The sequence below is a fragment of the Mycobacterium sp. 1465703.0 genome, assembly GCF_001672975.1.
Classification (GTDB): Bacteria; Actinomycetota; Actinomycetes; order Mycobacteriales; family Mycobacteriaceae; genus Mycobacterium.
In genome coordinates this window covers 1-20,562 of record NZ_LZKU01000033.1, presented here as the reverse complement: position 1 = coordinate 20,562, position 20,562 = coordinate 1, and the positions used below count along the sequence as shown (strand labels likewise).

Genomic DNA, 20,562 nt, shown 5'->3' with positions numbered 1-20,562 from the left:
GTTCACGAAGTTCGGGCTGCCCAGTTCGCTGTCCGCGGATACCAAGAAGGTTCGTACATGACGAATTCCGCCGTTGCCCAGGTCACGCCCGTGCCGGGCAAGCCGGTACTGCTACTGAGCGCGTTTGACCTCGCCGACCTGGGCTATGCCGTCGAGGAATTCTTCGTCTCCGCCACGGCGTCCTCCTACACCGCATCGACCGAGCTGGGCCCCGACGGCCGCTGGGACGTAACGCCAAGCGGCTCAGCCGAATACACCACTCGCATCGTGGTGTTGACGCCCTCGGATCCGGCACGGTTCAACGGGACCGTGCTTGTCGAATGGCTCAACGTGAGCGGTGGCATAGACGCCCCGGCGGTGTGGATGATGGCGCACCGCGAAATCGTGCGGTCCGGTTACGCTTACGTCGCGGTCTCGGCCCAGCGGGTGGGAGTCGAGGGCGGCGAAAGCATGCTGGCCCATGACATGTCACTGAAAAGCCAGGCCCCACAACGCTACGCGTCCCTGCACCACCCGGGCGATGCCTACTGCTACGACATCTTTTCTCAGATCGGCGAGCTTCTCAAAAGCGATGGCCGCGGTGCCATCTTGCGAGACCTACCTGCGCAGCGCGTCATCGCGCTCGGCGAATCGCAATCCGCGATGTTCCTCACCACCTACATCAACGCGGTCGATCCGCTGGCCCGCAGCTACGACGGCTTCCTGGTCCATTCCCGGTTCGGTCAAGCCGCCTCGCTGAACGGCACCTCGATCTTCGCCGAATCAGCTGCATCGCAGCCGGTTACGTTCCGTCCGGATCTACGCGCGCCGGTGCTGACGGTCATCACCGAGACCGACGTTTTCAGCGATCTGCGCACCGGCTACTACTTCGCCAGGCAGCCCGACAACGACCGGCTGCGAGTCTGGGAGATCGCCGGTGCCGCCCACGCCGACAACTACACGATCCAGGTGGCGTTCCTCGACAGCGGCTCGGCCCCGCTCGAGACCATCGTGGCCGGCTACCGGCCGACCAACATGCTGATGGGTCAGCAACTGACGCACAACATCAACTTCGGCCCGCAGCACCACTACGTCGTGCAGGCGGCGTTGGCGGCGCTAAACACCTGGGTCGGCACCGGCGAGGCGCCGCCCAGTGCGGATCCGTTGCAGGCCCGCGAAAGCGCTGGGCCGCAACCTGTTTTGGATGACAACGGCCTGGCCCGGGGCGGCGTCAGGACCCCGTGGGTGGACGTGCCGATCGCCAAGACATCGGGACTGGGTGGCGAACAGAACATCATGTCGGCGATCTTCGGCTCCGGAGAACTCTTCGACGCCGCCACAATACGTCGGCTCTATCCGGGTGGAAGCACCGAGTACCTGGAAAGGTTTACCGCGGCCCTGGACGCATCGATCGGCTCGGGGTTCATCCTGCCGGCCGACCGTGCCGAGATTCTTCAGCTCGCGGCCGCAACGTATCCCGGCGAGCAGTCTTAGGTCCGATTGCCCGGATCCTCACTCGCGCCGTTCCGGCGCTCGCCGTCGCCGGGCTAGAACAGCCGGCTGTCCGGCGACGGCCCCGGCACCGCACGGACCAGACCGGTTCCGGTGATCAGCGGCAGATCCAGCGCGGACAGCAGGCCCGGCGGGGCCGCGCACACCGCGGGGATGGCGTTGACCATCCGTGACGACCCGGCGATGCGGGCGCCCAGGTCGTGGTCGGCGTCTTCAGCCATCTCGAATTCGCAGCGCATGCTCGGGGAGCCCTCGATCTCCACGCGATACAGTCCACGGCCGGACGCCAACCCGTAGCCGAGGTCCTTCGGCGGAATGGAGATGCGCGGTTGCGGCCAGTCCGGGGCGAGGTCGTCGCGCATCCGCGTCACGTGGTCGAGGACGAATGTTGGCTTCCCGTCGACGTAACCGGTGAGCGTCGAACGCATCGCCGCGATGGTTCCCGCGGCGATGTGGCCGGTCGGGGTGTCGAAGGACTCGGTGGCCGGGACGCGCTCGTTGCTCTCCTCGATGTTGTCGATCTTGACGCCCAGCCCGGCGGCCAACTGGTGCAGCACCGGCCCCCAACCGAAGGTGAAGATCCCGGGCTGGGCGGCAAACGCCGGGTAATCGGGCTGCTGTCCGAATCCGAGGATCTCATACACGGCGGAGCGGTCCGGGTAGGTCGCGTAGTTGAACATCTCGGTCACCCGCACCGATTCGATCACCCGAGAAACGCCGGTAAGGACAAGCGGCAGAGCGTCATTGGCGAATCCGGAGTCGATGCCGGTGGTGAAGAACGACACGCCGCCGTCGAGCGCGGCCTGTCGCAGCGGATCGGTGAAGGCGGCGCGCTCCGGTTCTGGGGCGTCGGGAAAGACCAGCGGCACCACCGAACACGACACCACGTTCTTTCCGGCCCGCAGGATCGACACCATGTCCGCGACGGCCTCCAGCGGACGCAGGTTGGCCCCGGCGGCGTACACCACCACATCGGCGTCGCCGCCCAGCATGGCCGCCGGGTCCTGGGTGGCCACCACGCCGACCGGCGCGATGCCACACAACTCTCCGGCGTCGCGGCCGGCTTTCGCGTCGCTGTGCACGACGACGTCGACCAGTTGCAGCGCCGGGTGGTCGATCACCCCGCGCAGGGCGACCACACCCATCGAACCCGGCCCCCAGACTCCCACCTTGAACACGACTATCTCCTATTATTAGGACGCATATCCTTGTATTTTGGACGGATCGTAGGGAGGTGGTGGTGGCTACGTCAACGGCTCAGCCGCGCGGCGAACCAAGCGTCAAATCCCCGCCCACCGCGCGGGTCATGGACATCCTTGCCGCCCTGGCGAATTCACAATCTGGCCTGACCTCCGCCGAACTCGCAAAAAGCTGCGCGATCAGCACCTCGACCTGTGCCCTGGTGCTGGGCGAGCTGGAACGGCGGGCCTGGGTGACGCGACGTGGAGATCGCCGCTATGTGCTGGGCAGCGGATTGTTCGGACTGGTGCACGGGCTGCGGGAGCAGTTTCCGCTGCTGGACCGTGGACGTGACGCGCTGCGCTTTTTGCACGATACCCTGGGCGCGGGCTGCTCCATGTCGAAGATCGGCAACCGGCATCTGACCACCGTCGACGCGGTCGGCCACCGCACCGACGGCGAGCACGCGGTGGGTCAGCGCTTCCCCATCGACCCGCCGTTTGGCCTGGTCGCCATGGCCTGGCGCGACGACGACTTCGTCCAAGCGTGGTTGCACCGGGTGACGCCCCGGCTCACTCGCACCGAAATCGCCGAGCATCAGCGGGTACTCGCCGATATCCGTGCCCGCGGCTATGGCGCGTGGCGGTTCGACGACACCCACCGGTCGCTGCACACGCGACTGGCCGACGTGCTGGCCTCGCTGGAGCCGACGGCCCAGGTAACCCGCCAGCTCACCACGCTGATGACGATGGTGACTCTGCGTTCGGTCACGGACGTACTTGAATCCGATTTGCCCACAGCAGAATTCGTTGTCCTACCAATATTCGCCCGCGATGGCCAGCCCGAGTACCAAATCGAGATCCACCTGGGTCATCCCACCGGGTTGACCTTGCCGGAGCTCGACTCCGCGCTTCGACACGCCCAACGGCTGCTCACCGCCGCGGTGGCGTGACCGACCGAAGATTAGGCTGGGGCGATGTCCGCCATCACGGAGATCAGGAGTGCGGCAGACCGGGCCGTCACTCGCACCCCATGGCTGACCTCCCGGCACTCTTTCTCGTTCGGAGACCATTACAACCCGGACAACACCCACTTCGGGCTGCTGCTGGTGAACAACGACGACATCGTCTCCCCGGGAACGGGTTTCGATACCCACCCACACCGGGACATGGAAATAGTGACCTGGGTGCTACGCGGCGAACTGTCACATCAAGACTCGGCCGGCAATCGCGGAGTGATCTATCCCGGTCTGGCGCAACGCATGTCGGCCGGCAGCGGGATCCTGCACTCGGAGCGCAACGACTCCCCCAGCGAGCCGGTTCATTTCGTGCAGATGTGGGTGGTGCCCGACGAGGCCGGTGTCCGGCCGAGCTACCAACAGCACGAGATCGACGCGAAGCTGTTAGCGGGCGATCTTGTGACGATCGCCTCAGGGATGCCCACCCATGACGCCGCGATCTCCCTGCACAACCGCAACGCCGCGCTGCATGGCACTCGACTACAGGCCGGTGCGTCGGTGGATCTGCCGCGCGCGCCCTACCTGCACCTTTTCCTCGCAAAGGGCCGCATCGGTGTGGAAGGAATCGGTGTGGTGCACGAGGGTGATGCGGTGCGGTTCAGCGACGCCGACGGCCGGCGCGTGACCGCGAGCGAGCCATCGGAACTGTTGATCTGGGAGATGCACGCCACGCTGGGTGACTGAGGCCATAGAGGCCGGCCGCCGAAGCCCATAGAGTGGGCACGACAGACAGGAGTCGGCATGCCTCACTCGCATCCGCAGCACGCGGCGCCCAACCCCAACCGGAACATCAAAGCGATCCGCACCGTGCGGTTCTGGGCGGCGCCCCTGGTCATCACGCTGGCGCTAATGTCGGCGTTGTGCGCGCTGTATCTGGGCGGCATCTTGAACCCGTCGACGAATCTGCGCCATTTCCCCATCGCAGTCGTGAACGAGGACGCCGGTCCCGGGGGTGCACAGATCGTCGACCGGCTGGTCAATGGGTTGGACAAGAACAAGTTCGACGTGCGGGTGCTTTCCCGCGGCGAGGCTAGGCACCAGATGGATACCGGCCGGGTGTACGGCCAGGTGCGCATACCGCCGAGCTTCTCATCGAGGTTGCGCGACTTCGCGACCAGCGCCGTGTTGCCCGCCCGCGCGGAGCGGCCGTCGATCACCGTCTCCACTAACCCGAGGGCCGGCACGCTCGGCGCGAGCATCGCCGGCCAGACCCTCAATACGGCGATGGGGATGGCGAATGGTGTAGCGGGGCAACGGGTTATGGCCGAAGTGGCCGCGCAGACCGGCGGTGCACCGTTGGCCGGGGCGGCCCAGGTGGGTCTGAGTGCCCCCATCGACATCCAGTCAAACGTCTACAACCCGCTGCCGAACGGCACCGGCAATGGCCTGTCGGCGTTTTATTACGCGCTTTTGTTGCTGCTGGCCGGATTCACCGGAAGCATCGTGGTCAGCACTCTGGTGGACGCGCTGCTCGGTTATGTGCCAGCCGAATTCGGCCCGGTGTACCGGTTCGCCGAGCAGGTCAGGATCTCCCGATTTCAGACACTGCTGTTGAAGTGGGCCATGATGGTGCTGCTGGGTTTGCTGACTTCGGCGGTGTATCTGGCGATCGCCAACGGGCTGGGCATGCCCATCGATCACAGCTGGCAACTCTGGGCGTTCGGCGTCTTGGCGATCGCCGCGGTGGGCATCACGTCCAGTTCGTTGCTCTCGGTGCTGGGCACCGCGGGAATGCTGGTCAGCATGTTGATCTTCGTGATCCTCGGGTTGCCGTCGGCCGGCGCCACGGTGCCACTGGAGGCGACGCCGTCCTTCTTCCGCTGGCTGGCCGAATTCGAACCGATGCACCAGGTCTTCCTGGGCACGCGGTCGCTGCTGTACTTCGGCGGTCACGGCGATGCGGGCCTGACGCAGGCGCTGACCATGACGACGCTCGGTCTTGTCATCGGCCTGCTGCTCGGTGGCATCGTCACCCACCTCTACGACCGCAAGGGCTTTCACCGAATTCCGGGTGCGGTCGAATTGGCGATCGCCCAGGAACACCAGGCGCAACACCAAGCCCGCCGCGGCAAGCGCACGGAACCGGCCGAGACCCAACCCGCCGGCACCGAATCCGCCGCCGGCGAACCCGCGGCCGGCGAGACGGCAAGCGAGACTGCCAGCAGCGACAGCGCCGGCGCTAAGAGCGAAAGTTCAAGCGAGCAAGCGTAATTCGGGCGTAGCCGTCCCGTCACCACGCTGTTATTTTTGTTGACAGTGTGACTTATGAGGCTGATGATGTTTAGGTTGCATCCAGTTCAGGGCGGAGAGGGCTATCGTGCTGACCCGACGCTCCAGTCTCCGCCGGCTCGCGGCAGGCTGCACCGCCCTCGTCGCCTGCTTCACCCTGGCGATCACTTCCGGACAGCCACTCGCCCGGGCCGCCGACGGTCGCGATCTGCTCGCCAATGCCATCGGCAGCACCCGGGGCTCCTACCTGGTGTACAACTTCGGTCCCAGCCATCCCGCGCCGATGCTCAACGCCGGCGGCAACTGGTATGAGATGAACAACGGCGGCCATCTGATGATCATCAAGAACGCGGCGGGCCGCCTGTCGCCTCACCTGCTGGTCGATACCCACCGGGGCGATCAGGCCCGTTGCGAGAACAACCCCGGCGCCCGGACCGGCGAGGGACTGTGGCAGGCCTCCGAGCTCTACGCGCCGCTACAGGCGTGGCAGCGGATGGGCCAGCCGACCATCGCGATCAACGCGAACTTCTTTGACGTCCGCGGACAAAAGGCCGGCTCGTGGCGCCAAACCGGTTGCAGCTCACCGCTGGGCGCCTTCGTGGACAACACCCAGGGTCAGGGCCGCGCCAACCAGGCCGTCACGGGCACCGTCGCCTATCCCGGTAAGCAGGGCCTGTCCGGCGGGGGTGAAAGCTGGAGCGCGCTGTCGACGATGATCCTGCCGTCCGGTGGTGCGCCGTATGTGGTGTGGCCCAGAACAAAGAGCGACTATGACGCCGCCACTCCGGTGGTCGCCGACCTGCTCAACAAGGACGAGAAGTTCGTCGCGGTGTCGGGCATCGGACTGTTGGCACCCGGCAACACCGGCCAGTTGCACGACGGCGGACCCAGCGCGGCGCGAACCGCCCTGGCCTACTCCAGGCAAAAGGACGAGATGTACATCTTCGAGGGCGGCAACTACACCCCGGACAACATGCAGGACCTGTTCCGCGGCCTGGGCAGTGATAACGCCGTGCTGCTCGACGGCGGCGGCTCGTCGGCGATCGTGTTGCGCCGCGACACCGGGGGCATGTGGGCCGGCGCGGGATCCCCGAGAGGCTCGTGCGACACCCGGCAGGTGCTATGTGATTCGCACGAGCGAGCGCTGCCCAGCTGGCTGGCCTTCAACTAGCCACGGCCGCAGCAGCTTTCGTCGACGACGGCGGACCGAACCGGAAAATCATCAGGCTCGTCGCTATCACCGCCGCGGTGACCACGAACACCGGCGCGATCACGTATCTGGACATGGTCGCGCCGCAGAAGGCGCCGGCGCACATGGTGGCGACCACGCCGATACGCAACTTCTGGCGGTCGCCGGTGCCGCCGGCCAGGTGGCTGTCTAGACCGAAGCTGACGATCGTCGAGGTCAGCACCGTGGTGGAGAGCTCTTGAATGCCGAACTGGCGCGCACTCGAGTGTTGCAGGCCGAACGTCACCGCGAGGATCCCGATCATGATGAACTTGGAGTTCCCTTGGTAGCGCAGCACTCCGGTGCCCGCCAGGATGGCCAACGCCACCAACAGAACTATTTCGGTCGTCAGCACCGTGGTGATCCAGGTACGCGTCCGAGGGCCGAAATGGCGTGACAGCCGGCCGCTGACGATCGTGGTGCAGATGAAGGTCGGAAGGGCCACCACGACGGCGTTCAGGTCGATGACGGTTCGCGGGGCCAGCCAGAATCCGAGAAAGATCACGTTACCGGTCATATTGGCGACGAACACGTGGCCGAGCACCAAGATGCTGATCGAGTCGGCCAATCCGGTCGCGAAGGTCAGCAACAGCAACGCTGCGACGGTCCATCGCTCGGATACCGGTGACGTGACAGCCATGCGGTGCAGTATATTTCGGCACCGCCGGCTGCGGCCGCTAAACTTTCGGCGTCAAATCCAGCGAGGTGATCGTCGTCATCCTGGTCACCAGCCAACGGTTGTTCGAACGTTTTAAGAACAACCGGTACGACAGGTATTTCAGCGACGGGACGTTTTTGGTCAGCGGGCTGGTGGACGTCGTGTTGGTGTAGACGATGACCACGGCGTTGGAGTCGTCGAGCGTTTCCACCGCCGCGCCGGTGACTTCGGTGCTGTTGGTGATCTTGGCCTGCTTGTTCGGGGCCACGATCGCGTCGACGAATTTGCGGTACTGCGCCTCGAAATCGCCACTCAGATAGCGGGATGCGCGGTCCGCGAGGGTGTCCATGTTCTCCGGTGTGTACGTCCACAACGTCGTGATCGCGCTGGCGGCGGTGCGTGCCACCTTGATTTTCGTTGCGGCGGTGGCCCGATCGGCCAGATACGGCTGCATCATCGCGCCGGCGAATGCGGCGGAACCGACGAACAGCACGGCGGCGATGATGGCGACGATGGCCCAGGCCTTGCCGGCCCGGCGCCGTTTCCGCGCGCCATCGCCCGCCGGTGTCTCCCCGTCCTCGTCCGTCGTCTCGCTGTCGGCATTGCCCGGCTCGGCCGCGACATCGTCGTCGCCGTCGGATTCTGTTGGCGCATCGAGATTCTCATCACGCCGCTCCGGACCGTCGCCCGCGACCGCACCAGTCTCGGTGACGGCTGGGTTCTGCTCGGCGGTCAAATCACCTGCTGCAGGCTGCTGATCTTCCACTGGTTCCCTTCCTGCGTCGCGGTTGCCGCCCAACGATTGGTGTTCTGCACTACTTGTTTTTCATCCGGCGACTTGGTGGTGATTGCGGTGGCCACCATGACATTGGCGCTGCCGTCGTCATTCCATCGCTCCAGGCCGGCATCGAGGACGTTCCCGGTGGCCGGTTCGGCGCGGGCGACCTGCAACAGGATCTCGTTGGCGTTCTTCTGATACTGCTTGGCGAAGTCGCCCGTTGCCTCGGCAAGTACCCGGTTCACGTAGTCGTTGGCGTGAAAGGGATCGATGGAGGTGAACTGCGTCATGAAGCCGGTCACGTAGCTGAGCACTTCACGGTCCTTCGACGCGGCGCGCGCCCGGGATTGATGCGATCCGAGCATCAGCGTGCAGACCGTGATCGCCGCCACCATCAGCACCGCGGCGACCGTGCCGGCCAACGGAAGCAGCCACCGCCGCTCGCCATCGACCGGGCGCGCTACGAGCAATGGCCGCTCGCCGGGCACAAACCTGCGGCGCGGACTCATTTCCCGCTCCCAGGCTGTTTCGGTTTGGTCAGTACGGTGAGATCGTCGACGCGCCAAGCATTCCCGCTGGCTTTGGCGAAGCTCACCCGAACGGTGGCGCTGATGTAGCGCACCTCGGGCGCCGCCCCGCGCCTGCCCTGCATGAACAGCAACATCGTCGCGCGATCCGGGCCCGCCGATTCGATCGAACTGTTGGTGACCCAGTACTCGTTGATGACCGGATTGCCCTTCTGCACCACGTCCTGTTGGGCCGACAGTTGGGGTCGATACTTCTCGGTCGCCAACGACAGCGCCCGGGCGAAGTCGTCATGCAGGGATTTGGGGTCGTAAGTCAGCATCTGGGCAACGATCTTGGGCCCCTGCGTCGCAATCTGGGTGCGGGTCTGATCGCTCGCCCGGTCCGGCGAGTACGCCCCGAAGAAACTGATCGCGGCTCCCGCCACGCTGAGAACTGCTGCGCTGAGCACCGCGACCGTGGTCCAGCGCCGGATGTGGGCGGGTGACTTGGCCGGTTCCAGGCGGCGCACCTCGGTGCGCGCCAGCATGTCGGCGAAGGTACGGCGGCGTGAATCCCACAGCGGCCAAAGCCATCCCACGATTGATACGGTGTCCAACAGGTGTGCCACGTCGCGGAGCAGCAAGGTCCACGGTCCCGGGGCCTCACCGGTCCGGCGTGTCACGGCGGCGCCGGCCAGAGCGCGGCCCAGGCTCCAGCCGGTGACCACCGGCAGCAGCAACCGGTTGACCAACACCAGCAGGGTGACGACGCCGAGCACGGAAATGCCCAGCCACCACCACACGCCGTGGACCGGCACGGTACACAGCACCAACGCCATCGTGGTGATGACGCCCAGGCCCGCCAGCACGTCGACAGCGAATGCGCTGACGCGAAGATGCCAGGGCACCAAGGCATCTCGCGGAGATTCCGGGATTGCCGTGGGGGCAGTCGGTTCGACCACCACCGTCACTTCGTCACCTGGTCGAGCTTGGAAATTTTGTAGTGCCCTTCCGCGAGGGCCATTTTCACGCGCAGCCGGTAGCCGGCTTCGTTCTGGTTCTGGTCGCTGGCCACCTTGACCCGAAGCGCGACGAGGATGTCGATCGAACCGTCGCGGTTGTTGCGCTCGACCGCTGCCCGCACATCGGACACCTGAACGTGGATGTTCGCGGCCTGATACGCCTGAACGAGCATGCTGGTGTACAGCAGCGCCTGCGAGCGGAACACCTCCGTGCCGCAGTCGATGATCTTCTGCTCACTCTGGTTCATTGCGTTGGTGTCCGGCGCCTGGGTCGCCGCGACGCACTCCACCGCTGCCTTCAGCGCGGCGGCGTTGTTGCGGGCGATCTGCTGGCTTTCGTGGTGGTAGTGCAACGCGAGGTAGCCGCCCGCCCCGATGCCGGCGGCGCACAGCGCCAGCACCGCGGCGATGGCGGCGAACCACCCGCGACCCACCCGGGACGGACCGCGTTCCGCGGCCGGCCTTCCGGATTCCGATTCCGCCCCGGCAGCGCCGTCGGACTCGGACTGCTGGGTGTCGACGTCGGCAATATCGTCGGTGGATTCCACCGGGTCCGCGGAGGCATCCTGCGGACCGGTGTGCTCGGCTCCGTTCCCGGGTGCCGTCGAATCCTCGTTCTCGTCCTGCGTGGTCAACGAATCGTCCGTGTCGATGGGGTTCAGCCGGCTGGTGCCAGCATCTCCTTCCATCCGTCGTCTCCTGTTCTGGTCGAGTTCTCGACGGAGTATTTAACTCCGTCTGGCCCTACCAGTTCACCGCTTTGGGGACTGTAGATCGCCGAAGGTGGCCCGCTGGGTTTGTAGACACACGGGTTGGGCTGCTGGCCATTGCACTGCACGGTACCCGACCCCGGTCGGGACAAGGGATCGCTGGTCGGCGGGGGTGTGCCCGACACCCGGTCCGAAGGTGCCGGGTTCAGCCCGTTGTCCACCGACGGCGCGGGGATCACCATGCCCGGCTTCACGGGTTGGTCACAGCGCGCGGCCGGCGCGGGGCAGGTCAGTGTCTGGTTGGGGTCGCCGTACCAGGGGTTGGTACCGGCCGGCACGTACGGCCTGGGATCACGGCATTCGCGCGGCGTGGCGGCACGCTTACCGGGGATATCCGTACACGGGATGTTGCGCGACCCGCGCACGCTGTTGGCCGGGGTTTCCATTGGGATCTTGCAGTACGTGCCCGTGGGCAATGGCTGGATGCTGGTGTCGGCCGGCGACCGCCACTCCGAGGCCGGAATGAAGCCGGTAAGGCACGGCGGCGGCTGGTTGATCGACAGCGCGAGGTCGAGTGCGGCCATGTTGGGGAACGGGGCGGCCACGGTCTGGGCGATCGACGCACCCTGCGGGAGGAACACCAAGACCTGCTCGACGCCGGTGTGGTAGCGCTTGAGCAGGTCGATGACCACCTCGAGGTTGGCCAGCGTCTGCGGCAGCGAATCCCGCACATCGTTGAACACCGAGTTGACCTGGTCGGCCGTCGGCGCAGCTTGGCGCAGCAGGCTCTTCAGGTGTGGATCTTCCCGCGCGGATTGGGCAGCCAGGCTGTTCAGGTTGCGCGCCCAGCGCTCGATGTTGTCACCCGATCTGGCCTGGCTTTCCAGCACCGGGCCGGAGTTCTTGATGATGTCGTTGATGTCGGTCATCTGGTTCTTGAAATCGCCGACGATCGCCTGCGTCGCGTCGACCAACCGCTGCAGGTTGGGCCCCAACCCGCCGACGGATTGCGCCGTCTCGTCGAGCAGCTGGCCGAGCTTCTCCTTGGGCAGCACCGCAAGCCCACGGTTCGCAGTATCCAGGGCCGGCCCGATCTCGGCGGGCACGGTGCCCTTGGTAATCGTCTGGCCGTCCGCCAGGTATTTGCCCGGGCGGCCGGTCGAGGTCAGGTCCAGGTACTGCTCACCGACGGCCGAGACCGAGTGCACGTTGGCCGTCGCATCGATCGGGATCTTGTAACGGCTGTCGATGCTCATCGTGGCCTGGGCGCCGCGCTCGGTCGGCTCGACGTCGGTGACCTTGCCGATGGTGACACCGCGATAGGTGACGTTGGCCGTGGGATACAGCCCGCCCGATGCGGGCAGGTCGGCCTTCAGCGTGTATCGGCCAATGCCGGCCAGGCTCGGGATCTGCAGGTAGTAAATCCCGAGCACGAGCAGCGAGATGACGGTCAGGATGCCGAACGCGATCAACTGGCGTCGGATGAAGGGGGTCAGCAATTCCTGTCCCCCCTTTCCACCAGCGGTCCACCCGGGGCGTCGTTCGGGTTCGGCGTGTAGCGCACGTCCGGAATCATCGTCTCCGGATCGCGCCCGAACGACTGCTCGAGTGCCCGCAAGGCTCCCGACAATCCGGTCCCGGTGAGGAACGCGTTGTCGACGGCGCTGTAGGTCAGGTCGAGCGTCAGCGAGATGTTGATGTAGTCACCGCGGAAGATCTTCGGGACGGTGTCGATGTCGAACGGCTGGGTGAGGATCAACTTCAGCGCGCCGATCAGGTACGGCGAGGCCCGGCCGAGCTCCTTCAACGGGCACTGCAGCGCCTCCAGGTCGGTGTGCAGCGGACCGCGCGCCTCCGACAAGTACTGGTCGGCGGCCTGACTGAGCCGTCCCACCGAATCGGTGGCGTTGATCAGCAGGTTCTTGGTGTCGGCGAAATGCTTGATCAGCGGCGGGATGTCGGTGAGCACCCGGTCCAAGACGTCGGCCCGGCCACCCACGTAGGTCAGCAGCCGGTTGGTGGAGTCGATGGCATGGGTGATGTCATCACGCTGCTGGTTGAGCTGGTAGGTGAAGGTGTCCAGCTTGCCGAGCAGCGCCCGGATCTGGTCGGCCCGCCCGTTGAAGATGTTGTAGATCTCGTTCTGCAACACCTCGAGGTTCGGGATGCCGCCGCCGCGCAGGATCAGCGACAGGCTGGCCAGCGTCTGCTCGGTGGTGGGATATGACGTCGAATTTTTCAGCGGAATGGTGTCCCCGTCCTTGAGCAGCTCGGGCGACGGGTTCGGCGGCGCGGCCAGCTCCACGTGCTGAGAACCCAGCAGCGACGTCTGACCAATCCTGGCGACGGCGTTCTTGGGCAGCTTGACGTTCTTGTCCACGCCCAGCGTCAGGGTCGCTATCCAGTTCTTCAGGTTGATGGCCTTGATCGAGCCGACGAAGACGTCGGCGACCATCACCTTGCTGTTGCCGTTGATCGCCAGGGTGTCGGGCACCTGCACATAGATGGTCTTGGCCTTCGAGCCGCTGCCCGGGCCGCCCGGGATCGCGACGTTGGAGATGCCTTTCCAGCCACACGAGCTCAGCACCATCGCGGCCACCAGCAGAACCGCGCCCTGCCAGGCTCGATGCCGGATGACCCGAAGCGCGCCGCTCATGTGCCGGCGGTTCGGCTTGGTCGTCGCGCTGCTCACTGGCCACCTCCAAAGTCAGCGGGCACCGGCGGGCCACCCGCGTTGGGCGCGGGCGCGGACACCGGAGCCGGTGTCGGAGCGACCGGGCCCGGGATCACCTCCGGCCCCGGCGGCGGGGGCGGGATCGGCACCGGAGCGTTCAGTCCGATGGGCGGCACGATCGGGTTCTCGTCGTAGGCGTTAGGCGGACCCGGCGGGGTCTGCAGGGTCGACTGGACCGGCGCGATATTGGGGCCGCCCATCAGCTCACCCAGCGAGTCCGGGGTCATCAGGCCGGCGGTGATCGGACCGACCTGCTGGCCCTGCATGCCCGGAGCGACGATCCAGCCCGGTTGGGTGTTGCGGTGCGAGGTCGGGGTATCCGGCACCCAGATGCCCGGGACGGTGGTGTCCTTATATCCGTTCGGCGGGTGCAGCCGATCCTCGGAATAGGCGACTTGCTTGGGCAGCGTCTCGGCCGTGCTGAACAGGTTCAGGCCGAACGGCGGGTAGTTGAACTTGATCGCGTCGAGAATCGGCGCGAGGTACTGCGCGCACAGTTCGGCCGACTCTTGGTAGCCCAGCCGACTGCCGGCCTGAATCGCACTACAGATGAACTGCATCGGGTTGGCGAAGTTGGTGATCGACGGGATGGCCACCACCGAACCGTGCGACGGGTGATAGATCTGGTTGATGTTCGCCGCGGCGGTCGGCAGGACGTGCAGCGCGGTCTCCAGCCCGTTCAGCGGATCCGGCTGCAGCAGCGCGTTCGTCACGGTTTCCAGGTTGTTGATGTCTTGGGTCAGCACGCCGCGGTTTTGATCCAGCCAGGGCCGCACGGTGGTGAGCAGGCTGTCGAACTGCTCGATCGCATTGGCCAGGTCGTTGTCGGACTGCGTGAGCCGCGTGGTGAAATCCGCCAGGTTCTGGTTCAGCGCCACGAACTGCTGATCGTCCTGGTGCAAGGCGTTGACGAACAGCGCCAGGCTGCGCACCACCGCGAAGAAGTCGCCGCGGCCCTCGTTCAACGCGGTCAACGCCTGCGACAGGCTGCTCAGCGTGTTGTTGATCTGCTTGCCCTTGCCGGCCAATCCGTCGGCGAACGACTCGATCACCTCACCGAACGGACCCTTCGGCTGCTCGGCCGTGGGCCCCAGTTTGGAGATGATGTTGGTGATGCTGTTGCGCAGTTGATCCCACTCCACCGGCACCTGGGTGCGCTCTTCGGGGATCACCGCGTTGTTCGCCATCACCGGGCCGCCCTTGTAGGAGGGCTCCAGCTGGATGGCCCGCGACGCCACCAGGGTGGGGTTGAGGATCACCGCCGAGGCGTTGGCCGGAACCCGGTACTTGTTCTCGTAGTGGAAGGTCACCTTCATCTTGTCGCCGCTGGGCTCGATCTTGTCGATCGCACCCACCCGCAGCCCCATGATCTGCACCTTGTCCCCGGGATACAGCGCGTTCGCCGCCGGGAAATAGGCCACCACGGTGTTGTTGGTCAGCTTCTCGTACAACCGCCAACCGACATAGCCGACGACGAGCGCCAACACGATCAACAGCGATCCGATGATCACCGTCGCCTTGGACAGTGCCGGCAGTCGCAGGTTGCGGATATCAAAGATGGTGCTCAATTCTGGCTACCTCCGCCCGCTGCGCCACTGCCTCCGGTTCCACCGGGGTTGATGAACGGTGCCGGCAGTTGGTTGCCCGGCCCGGGCGGTGCCGGCGGTCCCGGAGGGAATCCCGGCGCGAAGGTCGACGGCGGCGGAGTCGGTCCGGCCGGTGCGAGGTTCTCGGTGCGCGCACCCGGGGGTGCCTGCGCCGGCAGCGGCACCGGCGTTCCCGGGACGTCGGGGGGCGGATCGCCCGGCCGGCCCGCGATCGGGATACCCGGCGTGGGCGGCAGACCGGCGGGGTTGGGCGGCGACGCCATCACATCGACCGGCGCCGGGAAGCCCGGCCCACCGAACGGGCCGCTGCTGGCACCCGCACAGGGCAGCGGATTCCATGGCCGCGGCAGACCCTCGTCGCCGACGGTGACGTTGCCGCCGGGGTTCGCCGGGGTGTACGAGCAGGGCGATCCCGGTGGGACGGCCGGACCCGGGTGATCGGGCGTGCCCTCGAGCACCGGGGGTGCCGGGGGTGGGGCGCCGTTGGGGAACCGGGCGCCGTTGGGGTCGGGCCAGCGGTATTCCGGCAGACCGGCACCGCGCCAGAAGTTCTCCGGATCGATGCCGCGTTTCTTGAAGGCCGCGTCGACCCAGGGTTGCGAAATCTGGTACAGGGCCAGGTTGTGCAGGACCACCTTGAAGAACGGTCCCGACGCGATGGCCTCGTTCAGCGACGGCAGGAACTTGCCGACCTCGGTCAGGCCGTTGGCCAGGTCGTCTTTGCGCTGCACCAGGATGTCGCTGACCGTGCGCAGCTGTTCCAGCACGTGGTTCAGGTTCGGGTTGTCGTTGATCAGGCCCTTGACCTGTTCGGAGAAGGCCGCGATGTTGCCCAGCAGGGCGTTGATCGCCTGGCCGCGTTCGTTGAAAGCCACCAGCAGTGTCTTGGCGTTGACCAGCAACCGGTCGATCTGATCGCTGCGGTTTCCGAGAATGCCGGCCACCTGGTTGGCCTGGGCGAGCAGGTGTTTGACCTCTTCGTCACGCTTGCCAATGGTGTCGGAGAACTTCTGCACGCCTTCAAGCGCCGGGGTCAAGTGCGGGTAGGTCTGGTCGATGGTCTGCGACAGCACGTGCAGAGACTGCTTGACGGTGTCGATGTCCCAGCCCTGGGCGGCCTTGGTGACGTCGAAGAACGCGTCGTAGATCTGGTAGGGCGTGGTGCTTTGGCCGACCGGCAATGTCCCGCCCGGCCGCAGCGTCTGGCTGCCGCGCGGCTCGAGTTCGAGGACCTTCTTTCCGAGGATCGTGTCGGTCTTGACCGCGATCCGGCTCTCGGTGCCGAATTGTGCGGTGCCGGCGTTGAACTGGACCACGATGTGATCGCCGTCGATCTTGAGGCCCTCCACCTTGCCGACATCCACGCCGGCGATGCGCACCTTGTCACCCTTGCTGAGGCCGCCGGTGTCGGTGAACTGCCCGTAGTAGTGCGGTTTGGCCATCAGCATCGGGACGCTGGTGAAGCTTTGGCCCACGCCGATCACCAGCAGCGTCACCACGATGCCCATCAGGCCGATGCGCATCCGGTTGGGTGGTTCCAGGGTTCTCATTGCGGCGTGCACCTACCCGTGGGCTGCTGGAACAGCCGGACCGTGCGGACCGGGCCACCGGCCTGCAGACCGTTGATCTTGAGGGTGATGTCGCAGGCGTAGAAGTTCACGAAGTCCCCGTAGGACCCGATGGCGCGCCCGATCATGTTCAACGCTGTCGGCACCTTCTTGAGGTAGTCCTGCAGTTGGTCCTGCTGATCGATCAGCGGCTGCTGCACCGCGTCCAGGTAGTTGATCGTCTTGTGCAGCAGGCCGCGGTCCTCGGCCAGCAAGTCGGCGACCGTGCCGGCCGCGTTGCTGATGTGCGCTGTCCCCCCGGCCAGCTGGTCACCGTGGTCCTTCAGACCGGTGATCAGCACCTCGAGATTGTTGATGGTCTGGTCGAACTGCTGCCGATGCCGAACCGTCGTGTCCAGCACGATGTTCAGGTTCTTGATGACCTCGCCGATCGCCTGGTCGCGCTCGCCCAGTTGGCTGGTCAGCTGCGCGGTCTGGTCGAGGATGTCGTTGATGGTGCCGCCCTGGCCCTGGAACACGGTGACCAGCGAGGACGCGATGGTGTTGACCTTCTGCGGGTCCAGCGCCCGGAACAGCGGCTTGAACCCACCGATCAACGCATCGAGGTCCAGCGCCGGCTGGGTGCGCGACACGGGGATGAACCCGCCGGCTGGCATGACCTTGTCGGCGCCTTCGCCTTGACCGCGCTTGAGCTCGAGGTAGCGGTTACCGATCAGGTCGAGGTAGCGGATCTGGGCGGTCGTCGACTGGTACAGCGGTATCGAGCGGTCGACGTTGAACTTCACCCGGGCGCGCCTGCCGCCGTCGACCAGACTCACCGAGTCGACCTTGCCGACCTCAACCCCCGAGGCGCGGACGAACTGGCCCGCGCGCAGACCGCTGACGTTGCTGAACTCCGCCGTATAACTATTGGTGCGGTCGAAGCGCATCTGACCGAACACCACGATGATCATCACGGTGAAGATCAGCAGCACCACCGAGAAGATGCTGAGTTTGACAAGGGTTCCGGTGATTTTCATGGGTTGATCGTGTTATCCCCTACCTGGCGTCCCCAGACGTACTCGATCGCATACGGCGATCCGGTGTCCAGGTGGTTATACGGCGCGAGGCTGTTGCCGGAGTCCATCACCAATTCCGGTGCGGGCCACAGGTCGTGGGTGAGCGGTTGCCAGCATCCCGGCGCTCCGCCGGGACCGCCGCGCGCGTTCACCCGCGGCAGGTTCTCCGGCCAGGTGTAGGGGTTCGGCGCGCCACCGACCAGACCGGCGATGCCGCCGAGCCCCATCGTCAGCGCGGCTATGGCGGCCAAGGACAAGGGGTTTGCGACCAGTCCCAACCCGGACAGCGCTTGGGTGTGGGCGACCAGCGAATAGCCGTTGCCGCCGAGGAAGGACGCGGCTTTGGGCTCGATGTCGTGGTAGTTGCGCACGGTACAGAACAGCTCGGGGCTGTAGGTGTCCAGCAGTTGCGCGGTCGGCACCAGGTCGGCGGCACCGCGGGCCAGATACGGCCCACCCTTGTTGAACAGATCCGCACCGGCGTTACCGAACCCGGCCGCCGACAACAACGCCTGATCCAAATCCTTCTGCTGGGCATTGATGGTCCGGGAGGTAATCACCGCGTTGTTCAAGAAGTCGAACAGATCCGGCGCCGCGTTCGCATAGGTGTCGCCCAACGCGGCCAACTGCTGAATGTCCTTGCGCGCCTGGGGTTGCAGCGGATTCACATCATCGAGTAACACATTCGCGTTGACTATCGACTGGCCGAACTTCTCCCCCAGCCCGGCCAATGACTGCGCCGCGGCGCTCAACGTCAAATTCAGCTTGACCGGATCAACCTTCTGCGCAATCGAGGTGATCGTCTGAAACAACGTGTTGATCTCGGTGGTCACCGACCGCGCATCGATCACCGTGCGCGGTGAAACTCGCTGCCGCGACGGATTGGCCGGCGTCGTCAACGACACATACTTGCCACCGAACACCGTCGTCGCCTTGATATCGGCATTCACATTCGCCGGAATCAGCTTCAAATACCGCGGATACACCTCAAGGGTGAACTTCGCCGCCGGCTTCCCGTCGCGCACCGTCTCCGAAATCGACCCCACCCGGCCGATCTCCACCCCGTTAAAGGTCACCTTCGAACCCGGATCCATCACCAACCCAGCCCGCGACGCCAACATCGTCAACCGCGTCTTATCGGTGAAACCTCCCCGGAACTGGATATAGACCAGGGTGAAGATCACCGCGAACACGACCACCACGACGAAGGTGATGAACTTGTAGGGCGGCTCCCGCGAGTCGTTGATCTGAACGGGTGAACCTTCCACGGCGCTATACCGCACGTCCGTGCATCGGCGAGAATCCGAAGCCGGGCGGCCACCTGCGCGGTCGGTTATTCAGATAACACGCCACCGCCGCCCCTTACCTCGTGCCGCGGCCTCTCGGCGCTGCGGCAAATCGCTTCCTGACCTCATTGCCTGTTACCAGCGGCCCTATACACACATGCAATAAAGAAGATTAGTGAAATGTACCGCGACGCAGGGGCACGAACAAAGCACCAGTGAACCTGGTGGGCACACTAAAATGTTTTGCACCCGAACCGCGCGTGCTGGTCCGTCGATCATTTCGCAACCGAATTGTGTTTTCCGGAAAGTTTTTCCGAATTAGCTATGGGTTGATCGTGTTGTCGCCGACCTGGCGGCCCCAGACGTACTCGATCGCATAGGGAGAACCGGTGTCGAGGTGGTTGTACGGCGCGAGGCTGTTGCCGGAGTCCATCACCAATTCCGGTGCGGGCCACAGGTCGTGGGTGATCGGCTGCCAGCAACCGGGCGCACCGCCGGGGCCGCCGCGCGCGTTCACCCGCGGCAGGTTCTCCGGGTAGATGTAGGGGTTCGGAGCGCCGCCGACCACGCCGGCGATGCCGCCCAACAGCGACGCCAGGACGGGAACGGTCGCTACCGGATTGAGCAGCAAACCGAGCCCCGAGGTGACCTCGGTGTCCATGTTCAGTGAGTAGCCGTTGAAACCGCCCTCGGAGGCGCCGGTGATGGGCACGATGTCGTGATAATTGTGCAGCGTGCAATAGATTTCGGGACTGTAGGTGTCCAGCAGTTGGGCGCTGGGCACCAGGTCGGCGGCACCGCGGGCCAGATACGGCCCACCCTTGTTGAACAGATCCGCACCGGTGTTGCCGAACCCGGCCGCCGACAACAACGCCTGATCCAAGTCCTTCTGCTGGGCATTGATGGTCCGCGAGGTGATCACCGCGTTGTTCAAAAAATCGAACAGATCCGGCGCCGCGTTCGCATAGGTGTCGCCCAACGCGGCCAACTGCTGAATGTCCTTGCGCGCCTGGGGTTGCAGCGGATTCACATCATCGAGTAACACATTCGCGTTGACTATCGACTGGCCGAATTTGTCCCCCAGCCCGGCCAATGACTGCGCCGCGGCGCTCAACGTCAAATTCAGCTTGACCGGATCAACCTTCTGCGCAATCGAGGTGATCGTCTGAAACAACGTGTTGATCTCGGTGGTCACCGACCGCGCATCGATCACCGTGCGCGGTGAAACTCGCTGCCGCGACGGATTGGCCGGCGTCGTCAACGACACATACTTGCCACCGAACACCGTCGTCGCCTTGATATCGGCATTCACATTCGCCGGAATCAGCTTCAAATACCGCGGATACACCTCAAGGGTGAACTTCGCCGCCGGCTTCCCGTCGCGCACCGTCTCCGAAATCGACCCCACCCGGCCGATCTCCACCCCGTTAAAGGTCACCTTCGAACCCGGATCCATCACCAACCCAGCCCGCGACGCCAACATCGTCAAC

General features: G+C 65.3%; 18 protein-coding genes. 5 read left to right on the top strand and 13 right to left on the bottom strand.

What is annotated here, in order from left to right:
- The first annotated feature begins 57 nt into the window (after nt 1–57).
- Nucleotides 58–1,473 (top strand): alpha/beta hydrolase domain-containing protein, encoded by a 1,416-nt coding sequence (locus tag A5625_RS03205; RefSeq protein WP_066988979.1) that lies wholly within the window; start codon nt 58–60, stop codon nt 1,471–1,473.
- 53 nt (nt 1,474–1,526) lie between these two features.
- Here the strand turns inward: A5625_RS03205 and A5625_RS03200 are convergent, their stop codons facing one another.
- A complete protein-coding gene (locus tag A5625_RS03200) occupies nt 1,527–2,669 on the bottom strand; it encodes a dihydrodipicolinate reductase (RefSeq protein WP_082984242.1) in 1,143 nt (380 codons plus the stop codon).
- 128 nt (nt 2,670–2,797) lie between these two features.
- Between A5625_RS03200 and A5625_RS03195 the strand changes: the two genes are divergently transcribed.
- The 4 genes from A5625_RS03195 to A5625_RS03180 all read left to right on the top strand — a co-directional run bounded on the left by A5625_RS03195 (nt 2,798) and on the right by A5625_RS03180 (nt 7,088).
- Entirely contained in the window at nt 2,798–3,622 is an 825-nt protein-coding gene (locus tag A5625_RS03195; protein ID WP_066988977.1) for a transcriptional regulator, read from the top strand.
- Between the two features lie 24 nt (nt 3,623–3,646).
- The gene (locus A5625_RS03190) at nt 3,647–4,372 is read left to right on the top strand and encodes a pirin-like bicupin family protein (protein WP_066988975.1); all 726 of its coding nucleotides are present in this window, start codon (nt 3,647–3,649) and stop codon (nt 4,370–4,372) included.
- A gap of 57 nt (nt 4,373–4,429) precedes the next feature.
- A complete protein-coding gene (locus A5625_RS03185) occupies nt 4,430–5,899 on the top strand; it encodes a YhgE/Pip domain-containing protein (RefSeq protein WP_066988973.1) in 1,470 nt (489 codons plus the stop codon).
- Between the two features lie 79 nt (nt 5,900–5,978).
- Nucleotides 5,979–7,088: a phosphodiester glycosidase family protein gene (locus A5625_RS03180; RefSeq protein ID WP_156747889.1), complete on the top strand. Its 1,110-nt coding sequence runs from the start codon at nt 5,979–5,981 to the stop codon at nt 7,086–7,088.
- Here A5625_RS03180 and A5625_RS03175 read toward each other — a convergent pair.
- The 12 genes from A5625_RS03175 to A5625_RS03120 all read right to left on the bottom strand — a co-directional run.
- Complete coding sequence (locus A5625_RS03175; protein ID WP_066988969.1) at nt 7,081–7,785, bottom strand: YoaK family protein; 705 nt, start codon at nt 7,783–7,785, stop codon at nt 7,081–7,083. The genes A5625_RS03180 and A5625_RS03175 overlap by 8 nt on opposite strands.
- A 37-nt stretch (nt 7,786–7,822) precedes the next feature.
- Nucleotides 7,823–8,569: a mammalian cell entry protein gene (locus A5625_RS03170; RefSeq protein ID WP_066988967.1), complete on the bottom strand. Its 747-nt coding sequence runs from the start codon at nt 8,567–8,569 to the stop codon at nt 7,823–7,825.
- Nucleotides 8,536–9,090: a mammalian cell entry protein gene (locus A5625_RS03165; RefSeq protein ID WP_066988965.1), complete on the bottom strand. Its 555-nt coding sequence runs from the start codon at nt 9,088–9,090 to the stop codon at nt 8,536–8,538. Before A5625_RS03165 ends, A5625_RS03170 begins: the two co-directional genes overlap by 34 nt.
- Entirely contained in the window at nt 9,087–10,058 is a 972-nt protein-coding gene (locus A5625_RS03160; protein WP_066988963.1) for an RDD family protein, read from the bottom strand. The genes A5625_RS03165 and A5625_RS03160 overlap by 4 nt, the downstream gene beginning before the upstream one ends.
- The gene (locus A5625_RS03155) at nt 10,055–10,798 is read right to left on the bottom strand and encodes an Mce protein (protein ID WP_066988961.1); all 744 of its coding nucleotides are present in this window, start codon (nt 10,796–10,798) and stop codon (nt 10,055–10,057) included. Before A5625_RS03155 ends, A5625_RS03160 begins: the two co-directional genes overlap by 4 nt.
- Nucleotides 10,768–12,318, bottom strand: a complete 1,551-nt coding sequence (locus A5625_RS03150) for a virulence factor Mce family protein (RefSeq protein ID WP_066988959.1) — start codon at nt 12,316–12,318, stop codon at nt 10,768–10,770. The genes A5625_RS03155 and A5625_RS03150 overlap by 31 nt, the downstream gene beginning before the upstream one ends.
- A complete protein-coding gene (locus A5625_RS03145) occupies nt 12,312–13,475 on the bottom strand; it encodes a virulence factor Mce family protein (RefSeq protein ID WP_066988981.1) in 1,164 nt (387 codons plus the stop codon). The genes A5625_RS03150 and A5625_RS03145 overlap by 7 nt, the downstream gene beginning before the upstream one ends.
- A gap of 32 nt (nt 13,476–13,507) precedes the next feature.
- Entirely contained in the window at nt 13,508–15,121 is a 1,614-nt protein-coding gene (locus A5625_RS03140; protein ID WP_066988957.1) for a virulence factor Mce family protein, read from the bottom strand.
- Nucleotides 15,118–16,710: a virulence factor Mce family protein gene (locus A5625_RS03135; RefSeq protein ID WP_066988956.1), complete on the bottom strand. Its 1,593-nt coding sequence runs from the start codon at nt 16,708–16,710 to the stop codon at nt 15,118–15,120. Before A5625_RS03135 ends, A5625_RS03140 begins: the two co-directional genes overlap by 4 nt.
- Nucleotides 16,707–17,747 carry a virulence factor Mce family protein gene (locus tag A5625_RS03130; protein WP_066988954.1) on the bottom strand — a complete coding sequence of 347 codons (1,041 nt, stop codon included), beginning with the start codon at nt 17,745–17,747 and terminating at the stop codon, nt 16,707–16,709. Before A5625_RS03130 ends, A5625_RS03135 begins: the two co-directional genes overlap by 4 nt.
- Entirely contained in the window at nt 17,744–19,054 is a 1,311-nt protein-coding gene (locus A5625_RS03125; protein WP_066988952.1) for an MCE family protein, read from the bottom strand. Before A5625_RS03125 ends, A5625_RS03130 begins: the two co-directional genes overlap by 4 nt.
- Before the next feature lie 340 nt (nt 19,055–19,394).
- Nucleotides 19,395–20,562, bottom strand: a 1,168-nt coding sequence (locus tag A5625_RS03120; RefSeq protein WP_066988950.1) for an MCE family protein, incomplete at its 5' end; no start/stop codon positions are given.